This is a genomic window from Frateuria sp. (genome assembly GCF_035943815.1).
GTDB lineage: Bacteria > Pseudomonadota > Gammaproteobacteria > Xanthomonadales > Rhodanobacteraceae > Frateuria_A.
The window spans coordinates 132,792-148,288 of the sequence record NZ_DASZBU010000010.1 but is presented as its reverse complement, the minus strand read 5'-3'; the positions used below and the strand labels follow the sequence as shown (position 1 = coordinate 148,288).

Sequence of the window (15,497 nt, the reverse complement as noted above, 5' to 3'; positions counted from 1 at the left end):
TTTGCTACGGCGCCTTGGCGTCTATCGAAAGCGCATGGATGCCGCGCTCCATCAAGCCTTCCAGCGCGGCGTACACCATGCGGTGGCGCCGGATCGGCAGCACGCCGGCGAAGGCCGGGCTGACAATGCGCACGTGGAAGTGGCCCTTGCCCTCGTTGGCGTGGCCGGCGTGCCTGTGGCCTTCGTCAAGCACCTCCAGCTCGAGCGGCGCCAGCACGTCGGCCAGGCGCCGGCGGATCTGCTCGACCATCGCCTCGCTCACGGCAAGGTCTTGCGGAACGGCTTGACGCTTACGTCCGCATAGACGCCGGCGGCCACGTAGGGATCGGCCGCGGCCCAGGCCTGCGCCTCGGTCTGGCTGGGGAATTCGGCGATGATCAGGCTGCCGGTGAAGCCGGCCGGGCCCGGGTTCTCCGATTCGATCGCCGGGAACGGCCCGGCCAGCAGCAGGCGGCCGGCATCCTGCAAGGCGTTCAACCGTTCCAGATGCTCGCCGCGAGCGGCCAGTCGGCGCTCCAGCGTGTCGGGATGATCCTTGGCGATGATGCAGAACCACATGGCGTGAAAACCTTCGACGGAAAACCGCCATGGTAGCGGACGGGCGCGCGGCTTGCGGAGCTCGCGTGTCATCCCGATGACCCCTGGCTGCGTTAGCGCTGCCAGCCCCCAGCCATCGAGGTCCCAGCCATGCGCCTGATCACCCGTGTTGCCCGCTCTTGCCGCGGCATCGCGTGGATCGCCGCCGTAGCGGCACTGAGGGCCGCGCCGCTGCAGGCCGCGGATGCGCCTTTGCCGCCCGACGCCATCGCCTGGCTGCAGCGGGACGGCTTCGGCGTAGACAGCACGGCCCTCGCCCAGTACCGGCGGCTGGGCCGCGAGGGCCTGCTCGACGCCCAGTTGGACGACCGGCTGGGCGATGCCTTGCCGGCACCGATCCAGGCGCAGCTCGACTCCATGGACATCGCCCACCTGACGCCCGCTGCGCTGGCAGCCACCCTGGGCGATGCCCGCCGCCGGCTGCGCACGCTGCCGGACCAGGACAAGCGTGAAGCCCGCAAGGACCTGCGCCAGCAGGGCAACGCGCTGGCCGAACAGGCGCGTGAGAACGTGCTGCTGCACGCGGTGTACGGCCCCAACCAGCTCAAGGAACAGATGGTGTGGTTCTGGCTCAACCATTTCAGCGTGTTCGCCCGCAAGGCAGAGGTGAACTGGCTGGTGGCCGACTACGCCGAGCACAGCATCCGCCCGCATGCCCTGGGCAAGTTCCGCGACCTGGTGATGGCCACGCTGCAGAGCCCGGCCATGCTGGTGTTCCTGGACAATGCACAGAACGCCAGCGACAAGCTCAACGAGAACTACGCACGCGAGCTGATGGAGCTGCACACGCTGGGCGTGGACGCCGGCTACACCCAGCAGGACGTGCAACAGCTGGCGCGCATCCTCACCGGCGTAGGCCTGACACCGATGCGTGGGGATGGACCGCGTGGCCGCGGCCATCGCGGTCCCCTGCCGCTGGGGGACGGGTTGGCCGCCTTCATTCCCCGCCGGCATGACGACGGCGACAAGGAACTGCTCGGCCAGCACCTGCGCGGCGGCGGCTTCGACGAGGTACGCCGGGCGGTCGACCTGATCGTGAGCCAGCCAGCCTGCGCGCGGTTCGTCTCGCGCCAGCTGGCGGAATATTTCGTGGCCGATGCTCCGCCGCCCGCGCTGGTCGAACGCATGGCGCAGACCTTCCAGCACAGCGACGGCGACATCGCCCAGGTGCTGCGTACGATGTTCACCTCACCGGAACTGATCGCCGCCCGCGGCGGCAAGTTCAAGGACCCCACGCAGTTCGTCGTCTCCGCGGTGCGCTTCGTGGCTGACGGCCGTCCGGTGGACGATGCCAGGCCCATTGCCCGTTGGCTTGCCCAGCTGGGCGAGCCGCTGTTCGGTCGGCCCACTCCCGATGGCTGGCCGCTGGACGGTGCGAGCTGGTCCAGCGCCGGGCAGATGACCGAACGCTTTGCCGTCGCTCGCGCGATCGGCAACGGCCGCGGATTATGGAAGGACGCGCAAGCGGTTCCGGCACTGGACGGACCGCTCTACCAGGCAGTGCTGGCGCCGCGGTTGTCCGCGCGCACCCGTGCCGCGCTTGCCCAGGCCGGCTCGCGACAGGAATGGAATGCCTTCCTGCTCGCGTCGCCCGAATTCAACTACCGCTGATGCGAGGACATCCCATGGACCGCCGCCAGTTCCTGCGCTCCACCGCGACTACCCTCCTCTGCGCGCCCGCGCTCGGCTTCTCGGGGCGCCTGTTTGCCGCGCCTGCGGACACGCCGCGCTTCCTGCTGGTGTTCCTGCGCGGCGGCTACGACTGCAACCACCTGCTGGTGCCCTACGGCAGCGAGTTCTATTACGAATCGCGGCCGAACCTGGCGATTGCACGTCCTGACGGCTCACACCCGGAAGCGGCCGTGGCGCTGGATGCGCAATGGGCATTGGGTCCCGCGGCGCGCGACGCGCTGTTGCCCTACTGGCAGCGCAAGCAGCTTGCCTTCGTGCCGTTCGCCGGCACCGCCGACCTCTCGCGCAGCCATTTCGAGACACAGGACGACATCGAGTCGGGCCAGGCCGGCGGCATGCACGGGCACGACCGTTCCGGCTTCCTCGCGCGGCTCTCCGGCCTACTCACCGGCGTGCCGCCGATCGCTTTCACCCGCAGCCTGCCCCTGAGCCTCCAGGGCGGCGGCCCAGTACCCAACATCGCGCTCGGCGGAGGTGGCCATGCGCGATTCGACGCGCGCCAGGCGTCCATCCTGGCCGGCATGTACGAGGGCACCGCGCTTGCGCCGGCCGCCCACGAGGGCCTCGCCCTTCAGCAGGAAGTCGCGCAGGACAAGCAGGAGGAAATGCTGGCTGCCAGTCGCGGCGCGCCCGGTGCGGCCAGCTTCGTGACGCAGACCCGGCGCATGGCCGGACTGATGCTCGGCAGGTACCGGCTCGGCTTCGTCGATGTGGGCGGCTGGGACACCCACGTCAACCAGGGTGGCGCGACGGGCCGGCTGGCGACCAGCCTGGCCAACCTCAGCGCGGGCCTCGCCGCCTTCGGCGAAGCGCTGGGCGCAGAGTGGGACAACACCGTCGTGGTGGTCATTTCCGAGTTCGGACGGACCTTCCGCGAGAACGGCGACAAGGGCACAGACCACGGCCACGGCACGGCCTACTGGCTGATGGGCGGCCGCGTCTCCGGCGGCCGTGTCGCCGGCGAGCAGGTGGCGGTGACGGTGACGGCGGGGAACCTGCTGCAGAACCGCGACTATCCCGTGCTCAACAACTACCGAGACGTGCTGGGCGGCGTGTTCCGTCGCCTTTGGGGCCTGTCCGCCGGGCAGGTAGAACACGTGTTTCCCGGCGCACGACCGAACGACCTGGGGCTGGTCTGAGATCCGGCCATGCCGCCCCTGCCGCCAGTCATGCCACCGGCCGCTTGAGATCGGCCGGCACCGTGCGTTCGGGGCCACCTCGCTCGGTGACGGTGGCCGTCGGTAGAGCGACCTAAGCTTCCGGACGCATGTACGGGAACAGCAGCACGTCGCGGATCGAGGCCGAGCCGGTCAGCAGCATCACCAGGCGGTCGATGCCTATCCCCAAGCCACCCGTCGGTGGCAGGCCCACCTCCAGCGCGCGGATGTAGTCGGCGTCGAAGTGCATGGCCTCGTCGTCGCCCGATTCCTTGGCCTCGACCTGCGCCTTGAAGCGGGCGGCCTGGTCTTCCGGGTCGTTGAGCTCGGAGAAGCCGTTGGCGATCTCCTTGCCATTGATGAAGAGTTCGAAGCGGTCGGTGATGCCCGGGTCGGTGTCGCTCTCGCGCGCCAGCGGCGAGACCTCGACAGGGTGGTCGGTGATGAAGGTCGGCTGCACAAGCGTGTGCTCGACGGTCTTCTCGAAGATCTCCAGCAGCAGCTTGCCCCAGCCGTAGCCGGGCTTGACCTGGATGCGCAGCCGCGCCGCATGCGCGGCCAGCGCCTCGCGGTCGCGCAGTTCCTCGCGCCTGATCTGCGGATTGTGCTCCAGCACCGCGTCCTCCATGCGCCAACGGCGGAAGGCAGGACCGACGTCGATCTGCGCGCCTTCCCAGGTGAGCTCGGTAGTGCCGAGCACGTTCTTCGCCGTCTCGCGGATCACCGCCTCGGTGAGGTCCATGATCTCGTGGTAGGTGGCGTAAGCCTGGTAGAGCTCCAGCATGGTGAACTCGGGATTGTGCCGGGTCGACACGCCCTCGTTGCGGAAGTTGCGGTTGATCTCGTAGACGCGGTCGAAGCCGCCCACGACCAGGCGCTTGAGGTACAGCTCCGGCGCCACGCGCAGGTACAAATCCATGTCCAGCGCGTTGTGGTGCGTGACGAAAGGCTTGGCCGTGGCGCCGCCGGGGATGACGTGCATCATCGGCGTCTCCACTTCCATGAAGCGGCGCGGTTCGGCCTCCAGCCACTGGCGCATGAAGCCGATGATCTTCGAGCGCAGCGCGAAGGTGCGGCGCGCCTCCTCGGTCACGATCAGGTCGACATAGCGCTGGCGATAGCGCTGCTCCACGTCGGCCAGGCCGTGGAACTTGTCCGGCAACGGGCGCAGGCTCTTGGTCAGCAGGCGCAGGCTTTCCACCTTGACCGACAGCTCGCCGGTCTTGGTGCGCATAAGCTGGCCCTCGGCACCCACGATGTCGCCCACGTCCCAGCCCTTGAACGCCTCGTAGGTTTCCTCGCCCACCGTGCCCTGGTGGACGAAAAGCTGGATGCGGCCGGTGAAGTCCTGCATCTGCACGAAGCTCACCTTGCCCTGCACGCGCTTGAGCACGATGCGCCCAGCGACCTTCACGCGGCGCGCGGCCGCATCGATGGCTTCGGCGTCCCGATCGGCGAACTCGCTGCGCAGATCGCCCGCGAAGGCGTCGACCTTGAAATCGTTGGGGAAGGCGATGCCCTGCCCGCGCAGGCCCTTGAGTTTCTCGCGGCGCTCGGCGATCAGCTTGTTCTCGTCGACGGGCAGGCTATCGGTGGCTTCGCTCATGGAGGGTTCCGTGGCTGCCGGTCTGTGCCGGGCAGCGAATGGCTCGTGGCTGGTAATGGAATTTGGGAAAACGCGTTTGTGCGGACGCTATCGCTCTAGTCGAACACCTGCTTGACCGCATGCTTGGTGGCGTCCCAGCCTTCGCGTGCGCCATGGCCGACCGCTAAGCCGGCCTTCTTCGCGCCATGGCCGATGCCGACGCCGGCCTCTTTCGCACCGTGCCCCACCTTCTTGGCAACGTGCTTGGTCGCATGGCCGATATCGCGCGCGCCGTCGGCCACACCATGACCGACGGCCTTGGCGTCCTGCTTGATGGACTGACCCGCGCCGCTGCCTTGCGGCTGCGCGGCCACGCCGACCGCAACCAGTCCAAGGCAGGCAAACAGGAGCGTCCCGATGGTCTTGCCGTTCATGCAGGTCACCTCGTCAGTAATCGGATCGCCGGTGATCGGAATCAGGCGTCAATGCGCTTGGCGCCGGCATCCAGGCCCGACTTGAGGCTGGCCTCGATGAACTCGTCCAGATCGCCGTCGAGCACCTTCTGCGTGTCCGAGCGCTCCACGCCGGTGCGCAGGTCCTTGATGCGGCTCTGGTCCAACACGTAGTTGCGGATCTGGCTGCCCCAGCCGATGTCGGACTTGGTCGCTTCCAGCGCGTCCTTCTCGGCGTTGCGCTTCTGCAGTTCCAGCTCGTACAGCTTTGCCGCCAGCATCTTCATGGCGCGGTCGCGGTTGGCGTGCTGGCTGCGCTCGGTCTGGCAGGCGACCACCACGCCAGTGGGCACGTGCGTGATACGCACCGCCGACTCGGTCTTGTTGACGTGCTGGCCGCCGGCGCCGGAGGAGCGATAGACGTCGGTCTTCAGATCCGCCGGGTTGATCTCGATGTCGATGTCGTCGTCCACCTCGGGCGACACGAACACCGACGTGAAGCTGGTATGACGGCGGTTGTCCGAGTCGAACGGACTCTTGCGCACCAGGCGGTGCACGCCGATCTCGGTCTTCAGCCAGCCATAGGCGTAGTCGCCCTCGACGCGGAAGGTGGCCGACTTGATGCCCGCCACTTCGCCGCCGGAGACTTCCATCATCTCGACCTTCCAGCCGCGCGACTCGGCCCAGCGCAGGTACATGCGCAGCAGCATCTCGGCCCAGTCCTGCGCCTCGGTGCCGCCAGCACCGGCCTGGATGTCGACGAAGGCGTTGGCCGAGTCCATCTTGCCGGAGAACATGCGCTGGAACTCGAGCTTGCCCACGCGGGCCTCGAGCTTTTGCACGTCATCGGCGACGGAGCTGACGGTGTCCTCGTCGCCGTCGGCCGCGGCCATCTCCAGCAGCTCCTTGGCGTCGGACAGGCCGGCGGTGAGCTCGTCGATGCCGGTGACCACGGTGTCCAGGCGGGCGCGTTCGCGGCCCAGTTCCTGCGCTCGCGGCGGGTCGTCCCAAACGGTGGGGCTTTCCAGCTCGCGGCTTACTTCTTCGAGGCGCTCACGCTTGGTGGCGTAGTCAAAGATACCCCCTAAGCGACTCGACGCGGTCCGTGAGGTCCGCGATCTGCGCGAGGATCGGATTGGTCTCGATCATGAAAACCTATGGCCGTGGTGGTGGCGCCCGGACGGGCGCTGACGGGAACGAGGAAGAATAGCAAAGCCCCGCCACGGTCGGATACGTGGTGGCCGGCGTGTCGGGAGAACGGCAGGAATACGCCGTCAGTAGAACAGCCGGGCGCTCAGCTGCACCTGGGTCCCGCGGCTGCGGGGCAGCAGGCCGTAGTCGGTGCGGGCGGTGCGCATGCTGTCGATGCGCAGCGCCTCCAGGGTCAGCCGCAACCAGTCGTGCGGACGCCAGTTGAGTGCAGCGGTGACTGCATTGCCGTGCTCGCCCGCATACGCGCCCGGCACAGCGGTTGGATCGCGCGTACTGAAATGGTCCAGCCGCAAGGCCGGGCGCCAGGCGCCCCGGTTCCATCCGACCAATATGAAGGCGGCGCGGTAGCGTGTCACAAAGGAGCGGTTCGCGACCGGTTCGATCATTGTGTCGCCATCCATCGCCTGCGCGATCCATTGGACCGGGCCGGTTTGGGCGCTGGCGCCCAGGCTCCAGAAGCGGGTCCGCCAGGCGTACAGGCGATCCCCGCCGGCATAGGGCACCCATGCGGCGGGATCGGCATGGTTGTCGTAGTGCATCAGGCTGACCCGACCCCAGCCGCGCGCACGCCAGGTGCCCCGGAGGTAGTTGCCCCAGTGCCGTCCGATCCGGCGGAACGGGTCGTAGCGCACCGGCGGCGCATCGCCTTCGTCACGCACGTAGGCATCCGGCTCGCGCAAGCGGCTGCCCAGCCCATAGGTAAGGTCGCTCAGCGACCAGCCGCGGATGGCCAGAAGGTTGCCCGCCGGATCGTTGCGCTGGAACAGTGCACCCCGCAGTTCCCATGTGGCGTTGTCACCGCGCCGTTCGATTCGCGCTTCCGCGCCCACGGAACGCAGCTCCTCGCCGACCCAGCTGTTGATCGCCGACGGCGTGAGCGTCCACGGGCTGGTCCAGCCGATGGCGTCGTTCTCCAGCGAAACCGGCGGAAAGAATGCGCCCGCCTGCACCGACCCACGCCAGCGCGTGGTCGACATCGGGCGCCAGCGCAGCCAGGCTTCGAGCACATCGACGTCAGCGCGATGGCGGTCCTGCAGTTGCAATCCTGCGAACGCGAGCAACGTGGGCGTCAGCTGCGCCGTGCCCACCAGCGCTGCGCCGCCGAAGCGCAGCCCGTCATTGGTGCCACCGTAGCGGCTCTTGCCCAGGCCGCCGTCCACCCAGCTTTGCTCGGCCGGCGCCACGACCAGGCGGGTGTCGACGTAACCATGCAGGCTGAGGTCCTGTGCCCGTGCCGCGAGCGGCAGCACGCCCAGGCAAGCCCATGCCAGCGGACGCAGGCCCGGGCGACGGCTCATGCGACGCCGGCCCGCGCGAACCCGGCCAGTTCCGCGGCAGGCAGCGGGCGGGCGATGAAATAGCCCTGCGCATGGTCGCAGCCGATCGCGGCCAATTGCTCCAGCGCGCGGGCGTCCTCCACGCCCTCGGCGGTGACCTGATAGCCCAGCCGGTGGCCCAGCTCGACGATGGAGCGCACGATGGTCTGATCGCCCGCGTCGCGGGCCAGGTGCCGGATGAAGGTCTGGTCGATCTTCAGCTCGCTCACCGGCAGGTGGCGCAGGTACGCAAAGGCGGATTGGCCCACGCCGAAGTCATCCACCGCGATGCCCACACCCATGTCGGCCAGCCCGCGGAGCACGCGCATTGCTTTTTCCGGCTCGCCGATCACCGCGCGCTCGGTGATCTCCACGGTGAGCAGCCCGGGCGGCAAGCCATGGATTGAAAGCAGCCGCCCGATGCGCAACGGCAGTTCCACCTCTGCCAGGTCGCGCGCCGAAAGGTTGATCGCCACCTTCAACGCCAGCCCGCAGGCGTGCCAGCGGCTGCCCTGCGCGATGCCGGCAGCGAGCGCCCAGCGCGTGAGCCGCTGGATGTTGCCGGTGTCCTCGGCCATGCCGATGAAGTCCTGCGGCGGCACGGCGCCGCGGCGCGGATGGTACCAGCGGACCAGCGCCTCGACGCCGTCAATGCGGCGTGTGGCGAGCTCCAGCTTAGGCTGGTAGTGCAGCACCAGCTGGCCGTGATCCAGCGCTTCGCGCAGCTCTCCCATCAGCGACAGGCGTTCGGCGCGGTGAGGGTCGGTCGCCGCCTCGTAGAAGGCCAGCGGCCGGCTCGCACCGCTGGCGGCGAACTGGGCCACCTCGGCGTGGCGCAGCAGCACCGAGGTCTGCAGGCCGTCGTCCGGATACATCGCGATGCCGATCGCAGGCAAGGTGTCGATGCTGACGTCCGCCTCGACGTACGGGGCGCCGAGCGCATCGAGGATGCGCAGCGCCGACGCCATCGCCTCGTTGCGATCCGCGTTCGGCAGCCAGGCGACGAACTGGGTATCCGTGGCACGCGCCAGGCAGGCCCGCGCGGCAACCCGGCCCAGCCGCCCGCTGACCTCGCGCATCAGCCGGTCGTAGAGCCCGTGTCCCATCGTCTTGATGATGTCCGGCACGCGCGTGAGGCCCACCATCAGCAGGGCGCCACGGCCGGAGCCAGCCTCGCGGGCACGGTCGATCGTGGTTTCGATGGCGACGCGGTTGGGTAGGCCGGTCACGTGGTCGTGCAAGGCCTGTTCACGGATGCGTTCCTCGCGCTGGCGCACCGCCTCGGCCATGGTGCCGAAGGCCGCCGCGAGCTGGCCCAGCTCGTCGCGTCGGTCGAGGCTGGGCGGCGTGTGATAGTCGCCCGCTTCGATCCGCCGGGCCGCGTCGGCGAGCGATTCCACCGGACGGGACACGCTGCGCGCGGTCAGCCAGGCGCCGATCAGGCCCAGCACCAGGCCCAGCGCGAGCAGCAGCGCCCAGGCGATCGCCACCGACCGGAACGGCCGCAGCGCGTCCTCCAGAGAATAGCCGAGCACGGCCACCACGGGAGCGACGCTGTGAGGCTGGCTCAAAGGCTGCGCCAGCACCAGGTATTCGTGGCCGCTCACGAGGCGTACGGAGGGCCGTGCCGGCAGGTCCTGCCCACCGAGGCTGGCTACCAGCCCGGCATGAGTGAGGCTGCGAGCGACGGTACGCCACGGCGCGCCGGCCGGCCGCACCGCCAGCTCGATGTCACCGGGCAGCGCCGACAGCTTGCGCAGGTGATCGAGCAACGCGTCGTCCAGTGGCACGTACACCACCACCAGAGCTACCGGCTGCGGCGCGTAGATCGGCACGACCACCACCCAATACGCCTTAGCCTGCAGCGTCACGACCGCTGCGGTGCGCCGGTCGAATGCATGTTCGGCAAGATCGGGAAAGGCGAAGCGCTGTTCGCTGGTGTGCGTGTCGGCAGTGTCGACTTCCACCAGCCCATCCAGGCCGACCAGTTGCATGCGCGATGCGCCGACTCGCCGCCCGTGGTTGCGCAGTACGGAAAACACCGTGCCATGGTCGCGCTCGGCGATCGCCGAGCGCAGCGCGTAGTCGAGCGAAAGCACTTCGACGTTGCCCGCCACGCGCGCCGACAGGTCGTCCATCTGGGCCACGAAAGCCTGCGCATTGAACGCCAGCCGGCGCTCGCCCTCGCTGACCATGGCGCGGCGCGTGACGCCGTAGACCAGCACGGCGGTGAGCAGTTGCACCGTCACGAGCGTGGCGACGAAGAACAGCGCAAGGCGGAGGCGGAAGCCGACGCGCATCGGGTCTAGTAGTCCAGGTGCTCGCGATCGGCGAACCCGCGAGGATCGGGGATCAGCGACAGCGCGAACTCCGCGTGCGCCGGCGCGTCCTCGGCCACGGTCGCCTCGACGCTCGGTTGTACCTGACCCGGGCGCAATTGCGGATGCCACACCTTGACCGTGTAGTGTCCTGGCGGCAGGTGCTCGAAGACCACCTGTCCTTGCGGGGGCGTTACCAGCGCCTGCCCGGAGGTGATCAACAGGTAGGCGATCATGTGGTCGTGGATATTGCAGCCGACCGCGACCAGGCCGGTCTTGTCCAGGGTCAGCGGCGGCGAGCTCTCGCCCGGACGCAGCAGGAACTCGAACGCCTTCGCCTCGGAGAAGGAATAGACATGGTGGCGGGTGCCGTCGCTGTTGCGGAACACCACACGATCGCCCGGATGCAGCACCTGCACGTAAGGGATGAAGGTCTCGTTGCGCTGGTCCACGTAGCGGGTCACCGGCCGGGGAGCCGGATCGGATGCCGTTGCCGCCATCATCAGGCTTACCACCGCGTCGCCCACGGCATGGCCGCCCGAATCGCTGACCCGCACCACCAGTTGGCCCGCCCATGCCGGGCCTGCACTGCCGGCCAGCAGCCAAGCCATGACGAGTCGCCAGCGCATGACGCGCACTCCCCTGGATATCCCCGGCGCTAGCCTAACCCAGGCATCCGCGCCCCAGTCAATGAGGCCGTTGCACGAGCGGCTGGCTTCTCTCGGGTTGCCTGCGCTGGAGCAGCCTCGCCCCGGCCGCCGCACGCACCATCCGGCACCCGACTGCCGCAGCGGAGCGCGGACCGGAACCGGCCCGGTTCCTGAGGACGCGGGCTCGCGCTCGATAGGGCGCCCCGACCACGCCATGGTTACGCAATGCCACGTAGCTTTCCGGTTCCCACCTCCGGGAGCCCGGCATGCAGAAGAACCGAAGCGAAGACCACCGCGCTTCCGGCGCCAGCGAGGGCTTTTCGCTGTCGCACAAGGAACAGGGCGAGGTCGAACAGAAGCGTCCGCCGCGGGTGGCCGTGCTGCATGAAACCATCCGCCTCGAAGGCGAGGAGGAACTGGAGCGCGGCATCGCCGCGCTGGGCTGGTCGGCCCTGGCGGCCGGGCTGTCGATGGGCTTCTCGATGCTCGCGCGCGGCCTGTTGCACCGCTACCTGGGCGGTGCGCCCACAGGCTTCGGCTTCCTGATCGAAAGCCTGGGCTATCCATTCGGATTCCTGGTGGTGATCCTCGCCCGCCAGCAGCTGTTCACCGAAAACACGATGACCGCCGTGCTGCCGCTGATGACCCATCCGAGCCTGCACACGCTCGTCTCGCTGTTGCGGCTGTGGTCGGTGGTGTTCGCCGGCAACCTGATCGGAACCGGCCTGTTTGCCTACGGCATCCTGCACATGCGCCTGTTCGATCAGGCCACACAAGCCGCCTTGCTCGGCATCGGCACCGAGATGATGGGCAACTCGCCGCTGCAGATGTTCACCAAGGGCATCGTCGCCGGCTGGTTGATCGCGACCATGGTGTGGCTGCTGCCGGCGGCGGAGCACGCGAAGATCACCGTGATCGTGCTCACCACCTACCTGATCGCGCTGGGCGGTTTCACCCACATCATCGTCGGCTCGGTCGAGGTGCTCTACCTGGTGTTCGCGCACGGGCTTTCGCTCGGGGCTTTCGCGTGGCACTTCGCACTGCCGACACTGGCAGGCAACATCGTCGGCGGCAGTTGCATCTTCGCCCTGATAAGCCATGCCCAGGTGCGCAGCGACGAGGCCGAGGAACGTTGAGCGCAAGAATCGGAGGGTGTCCGTCGGAGAAAAACGCCAGACTGGCGCCATGACGAAGCCGCACGCACATGTTCCCGACCTCGACGATCCGCTGATTGCCCTGCAGGCCATGGATTGGACTGCCGTGCATGCCGCTCTGGATGCGCACGGCCAGGCGGTGCTCCCGGCACTCTTGGCCGCCCATACGTGCAGCACGCTGGCATCGCTCTATCCGGAGCCGGAACACTTCCGCAGCCGCGTGGTGATGGCACGGCATGGCTTCGGCCGCGGCGAGTACCGGTACTTTGATTATCCGCTGCCTGCGGTGGTGCACGCGCTGCGCACGACGGTTTATCCACGGCTGGTGCCGCTGGCGAACCGGTGGAACGAGGCGATGGGCCTGGACGTGCGCTATCCACCCACGCACACCCAATTCCTGGAACGCTGCCACGCCGCAGGCCAGCGCCGCCCAACTCCGTTGCTGCTGCGATACGAGGCTGGCGACTACAACTGCCTGCACCAGGACCTCTACGGCGAGCATGTGTTTCCGCTGCAACTGGCAGTGCTGCTGTCTGCGCCCGGCCGGGACTTCACCGGCGGCGAGTTCGTGCTCACCGAGCAACGCCCGCGCCTGCAATCGCGGGCAGAAGTCGTGCCGCTGGCGCTGGGCGACGCCGTGGTCTTTGCCGTCCACCATCGTCCAGTGCGCGGTTCCCGCGGCTATTACCGCGCGAACCTGCGCCATGGCGTGAGCCGGCTGCACAGCGGCTGCCGCCACACGCTGGGAATCATCTTCCACGACGCGGCCACGTAGCCGCGATGCTCTTTTGGCTTGCCGCCTGCCAATGCGGTGCAGGCCCACTGCCTGCGCCGCTGGGTGCGCACAAAGCAGCCCTGCACCCTTGCCGATCTCGCGCATCTTCGTACCGAGAGACAAGGGCATCTGGCGATCATGAGCGGCCGAAGGGAACGAGCTCTCGACGTGTGCGCGATGTGTGTGCGGCAACGATGTTTCGCCGACTGCATTAGCTGCGGAGAGGAACTTCGGCGTTGTTTTCTGCAGAACGGATGACCGGCGTCACGCGGCTCTCACGAATCCTTGTTTTCACGAAGGCTTGGCCCGCACATGGCGGCCGACCTGGGTTTGCTGACGATAGAAAAAATTGATGTCGGCGACAGCATTCACTCGTACGCGATGCCGAATGGATGAACGTGAGTCGAATATGAATCGGCCCGCCCAGGCACTTGCCAGCGACGAGTACCGCCACTACGCTCCCGCGGACTTTCGAATGATGCCCATCGCCTACGGGCATCAGTGCACGCGACGAACCGGAGGGGTCCGGATCGGCGCGACCCGGCAAACCACCGCCGGATGGAACGACCGCCATCGTGCGGAACAATCAAAGCAGCAGCCGCCTTCGAACAGATCATGCATGGTCGCGATTGGCAGTGCGCGCAATGCCTTAAGCCGGTTCGTTCCGGCCTAACGCCACAATCCCGTGGCAAAGCGTCGCGACTTGGTTTCGGTCGTGGCGATTCATCCAGGTGGAACGGCCTGCCCGCCCGTCCACCGCAACGGCGTACGAGATGGATTTTTCATCCCGCACGTACAGCACGCTGGAGGCAGAATGAAACTTTCCATGCTGTTGTGGTTGACGTCCGTCCTGCCGCAGCCGATCGCTGACCAGGCCTGCCTGGCGACGACCGTGTATCTGGAGGCACGCAGCGAGACGACCATCGGTCAGCTTGCCGTAGCGGAGGTTGCGCTGCGCCGTCGTGAACGCGGCCGTTGGGGTGACACTGTCTGCAAGGTCGTCGCCGCCCCGCACCAGTTCGCCATCACCGCCACCCCCGCTTCGTACGACATCACCAATTTTGCCGCCTTTGCGAAGGCGTGGAAGGTCGCCGGCACCTCGATGGAAAACTGGGCGTTGCCGCTTGCGCAGCGCCAGCTGCTGGTGCCCCACGCCGACCACTTCGCCACCGTGGCCATCGCACCCGAATGGTCGCTCAACCACACCGGCACCACCATCGGCGAGCATCGCTTCTACGCGGTCAACTGATCAGGCGCGTAAGCCAAGGAACAAAAAAGGCCCTCGCATGAGGGCCGTTTATTTGGACGTCTAGGTGTCCGAACCTACATGGCATAGACGTGGTCGCCGCGAACCTGGGCGTAGTCACCGACACGAAGGCCGGGATCCTCGCTCTGGGTAACCGTGGCGTACTGGCCGTTGTCCAGTCGCAAAGTGATGCGCCAGGCAGGCTGGTCCCCACTGCCGCTGCGCTTTCCTACCTGGTTGCCGATCACGCCGCCAGCCACCGCCCCCGCAACGGTCGCTGCCTTGCGGCCATTGCCCTTGCCCACCTGGTTGCCCAGCACGCCGCCGGCCACTGCGCCGATCACAGCCCCGAGCGTACCGTGGCCCTCGCCCTGCACGTAAACCTGCTGGATATCCTGCACCACGCCGCAGTTCTGGCAACGCGCAGAACCGTAGTCGGAGCTCTGGTAGCCGCCGTGGTCACGATAACCACCGTTGCCATAAGGCGTGGCGCACCCCCCTAGCGCGAGGCTAGCGGTCAGTACAACGCCGAGAATGGAATTGCGTGATAGAGCGGCCATGGCACGACTCCTCTGCTGTCCGTCGGTGATCGCGTGCGGTCCGTCCATGGACCGTTGATGTGCTTAATGCCTACCTTAGTGAGCGTCGGAAACGGCGACCACACCTTCTTGCACCTGGACGCGATCACCCGGGTCGTGATCCATCCGCACGGTACGGGTGACGCCGTTGTATTCGTAGCGCACGTCGTAGCCCACCACCTTGGTATTGCTGTCGTTGACCGTTTCGCACTTGCGCTCGGTCGAGGTCGTGACGTTGGCATGCTGGCGGCTTTCCTCCACCCTCTTGCCGGCGTAGCCGCCGGCCACGGCGCCTGCCACCGTCGCGAGCGTCCTGCCCCTGCCGCCACCGACCTGGTTGCCGAGCAGCCCACCAGCGATGGCGCCGATCGCCGTACCGGCGATCTGGTGCTGGTCCTTGGGCGGCTCGCTGTTGGTGACCGTTTCGTCGTGGCACACCTGGCGCGGGTTGTTCACCGTCTTGCGTACCGGATCGACGCTCACCACGCGTGCATACTTGGCTGCGGCATCACCGGATGCGCCGCCCAGGGCGCTGGACGATCCATTGGCCAGGCCCGCATCGGCGCTGGCGTCGCGGTTGCAAGCCGAAATGCCCATCGCGAGCGCAGCCGCGATCCCCACCTGAAGCGCATTGACCATCAACCTGTTCATGACTCCCATCTCCTTCGTTCTTTGCGGCGCGCGGAGCGCGCCATGCGTCCGTCGTTCACCTGCAAAACCATTGAACCTTCGCCATACTGAATCCGACCTAGACATTTTATGCCG

Annotated in this window: 15 protein-coding genes; 5 read left to right on the top strand and 10 right to left on the bottom strand. The window is 67.6% G+C overall.

Features of this window, described 5'->3' with window-relative positions; genetic code table 11:
• Positions 1–4: 4 nt before the first annotated feature.
• Both VGU65_RS06650 and VGU65_RS06645 read right to left on the bottom strand, forming a co-directional pair.
• On the bottom strand, positions 5–250 hold the full coding sequence (locus VGU65_RS06650; protein WP_327474108.1) for a BolA family protein: 246 nt from the start codon (positions 248–250) through the stop codon (positions 5–7).
• Positions 251–258: 8 nt separating this feature from the next.
• A complete protein-coding gene (locus VGU65_RS06645) occupies positions 259–558 on the bottom strand; it encodes a YciI family protein (protein WP_327473985.1) in 300 nt (99 codons plus the stop codon).
• A 129-nt stretch (positions 559–687) separates the two neighbouring features.
• Between VGU65_RS06645 and VGU65_RS06640 the strand changes: the two genes are divergently transcribed.
• On the top strand, positions 688–2,208 hold the full coding sequence (locus tag VGU65_RS06640; protein WP_327473983.1) for a DUF1800 domain-containing protein: 1,521 nt from the start codon (positions 688–690) through the stop codon (positions 2,206–2,208).
• Between the two features lie 14 nt (positions 2,209–2,222).
• The gene (locus tag VGU65_RS06635) at positions 2,223–3,428 is read left to right on the top strand and encodes a DUF1501 domain-containing protein (RefSeq protein WP_327473981.1); all 1,206 of its coding nucleotides are present in this window, start codon (positions 2,223–2,225) and stop codon (positions 3,426–3,428) included.
• Between the two features lie 112 nt (positions 3,429–3,540).
• Here VGU65_RS06635 and lysS read toward each other — a convergent pair whose 3' ends face one another.
• From lysS to VGU65_RS06605, 6 genes are all read right to left on the bottom strand, one after another.
• Complete coding sequence (lysS, locus tag VGU65_RS06630; RefSeq protein WP_327473979.1) at positions 3,541–5,052, bottom strand: lysine--tRNA ligase; 1,512 nt, start codon at positions 5,050–5,052, stop codon at positions 3,541–3,543.
• Between the two features lie 95 nt (positions 5,053–5,147).
• On the bottom strand, positions 5,148–5,465 hold the full coding sequence (locus tag VGU65_RS06625; protein ID WP_327473977.1) for a hypothetical protein: 318 nt from the start codon (positions 5,463–5,465) through the stop codon (positions 5,148–5,150).
• 41 nt (positions 5,466–5,506) lie between these two features.
• Positions 5,507–6,632 (bottom strand): peptide chain release factor 2 gene (gene prfB / locus VGU65_RS06620; protein ID WP_327473975.1). Its coding sequence is split into 2 segments (ribosomal slippage): positions 5,507–6,556 and positions 6,558–6,632, totalling 1,125 coding nucleotides; the frame shifts between segments, so codons are not numbered across the junction.
• A gap of 125 nt (positions 6,633–6,757) precedes the next feature.
• Positions 6,758–7,993 carry a hypothetical protein gene (locus VGU65_RS06615; RefSeq protein ID WP_327473973.1) on the bottom strand — a complete coding sequence of 412 codons (1,236 nt, stop codon included), beginning with the start codon at positions 7,991–7,993 and terminating at the stop codon, positions 6,758–6,760.
• Complete coding sequence (locus VGU65_RS06610) at positions 7,990–10,311, bottom strand: putative bifunctional diguanylate cyclase/phosphodiesterase (protein ID WP_327473971.1); 2,322 nt, start codon at positions 10,309–10,311, stop codon at positions 7,990–7,992. Before VGU65_RS06610 ends, VGU65_RS06615 begins: the two co-directional genes overlap by 4 nt.
• A gap of 5 nt (positions 10,312–10,316) precedes the next feature.
• On the bottom strand, positions 10,317–10,958 hold the full coding sequence (locus VGU65_RS06605) for a cupredoxin domain-containing protein (RefSeq protein WP_327473969.1): 642 nt from the start codon (positions 10,956–10,958) through the stop codon (positions 10,317–10,319).
• Positions 10,959–11,245: 287 nt separating this feature from the next.
• Between VGU65_RS06605 and VGU65_RS06600 the strand changes: the two genes are divergently transcribed.
• The 3 genes from VGU65_RS06600 to VGU65_RS06590 all read left to right on the top strand — a co-directional run bounded on the left by VGU65_RS06600 (position 11,246) and on the right by VGU65_RS06590 (position 14,157).
• Positions 11,246–12,115 carry a formate/nitrite transporter family protein gene (locus tag VGU65_RS06600; RefSeq protein WP_327473966.1) on the top strand — a complete coding sequence of 290 codons (870 nt, stop codon included), beginning with the start codon at positions 11,246–11,248 and terminating at the stop codon, positions 12,113–12,115.
• A 49-nt stretch (positions 12,116–12,164) separates the two neighbouring features.
• Positions 12,165–12,908 (top strand): 2OG-Fe(II) oxygenase, encoded by a 744-nt coding sequence (locus VGU65_RS06595; protein ID WP_327473964.1) that lies wholly within the window; start codon positions 12,165–12,167, stop codon positions 12,906–12,908.
• Between the two features lie 814 nt (positions 12,909–13,722).
• A complete protein-coding gene (locus VGU65_RS06590; protein WP_327473962.1) occupies positions 13,723–14,157 on the top strand; it encodes a cell wall hydrolase in 435 nt (144 codons plus the stop codon).
• 74 nt (positions 14,158–14,231) lie between these two features.
• Here the strand turns inward: VGU65_RS06590 and VGU65_RS06585 are convergent, their stop codons facing one another.
• Together VGU65_RS06585 and VGU65_RS06580 are read right to left on the bottom strand one after the other, a co-directional pair.
• On the bottom strand, positions 14,232–14,714 hold the full coding sequence (locus VGU65_RS06585) for an outer membrane lipoprotein (protein WP_327473960.1): 483 nt from the start codon (positions 14,712–14,714) through the stop codon (positions 14,232–14,234).
• Positions 14,715–14,789: 75 nt separating this feature from the next.
• On the bottom strand, positions 14,790–15,383 hold the full coding sequence (locus tag VGU65_RS06580; protein WP_327473958.1) for a glycine zipper 2TM domain-containing protein: 594 nt from the start codon (positions 15,381–15,383) through the stop codon (positions 14,790–14,792).
• Positions 15,384–15,497: the final 114 nt, after the last annotated feature.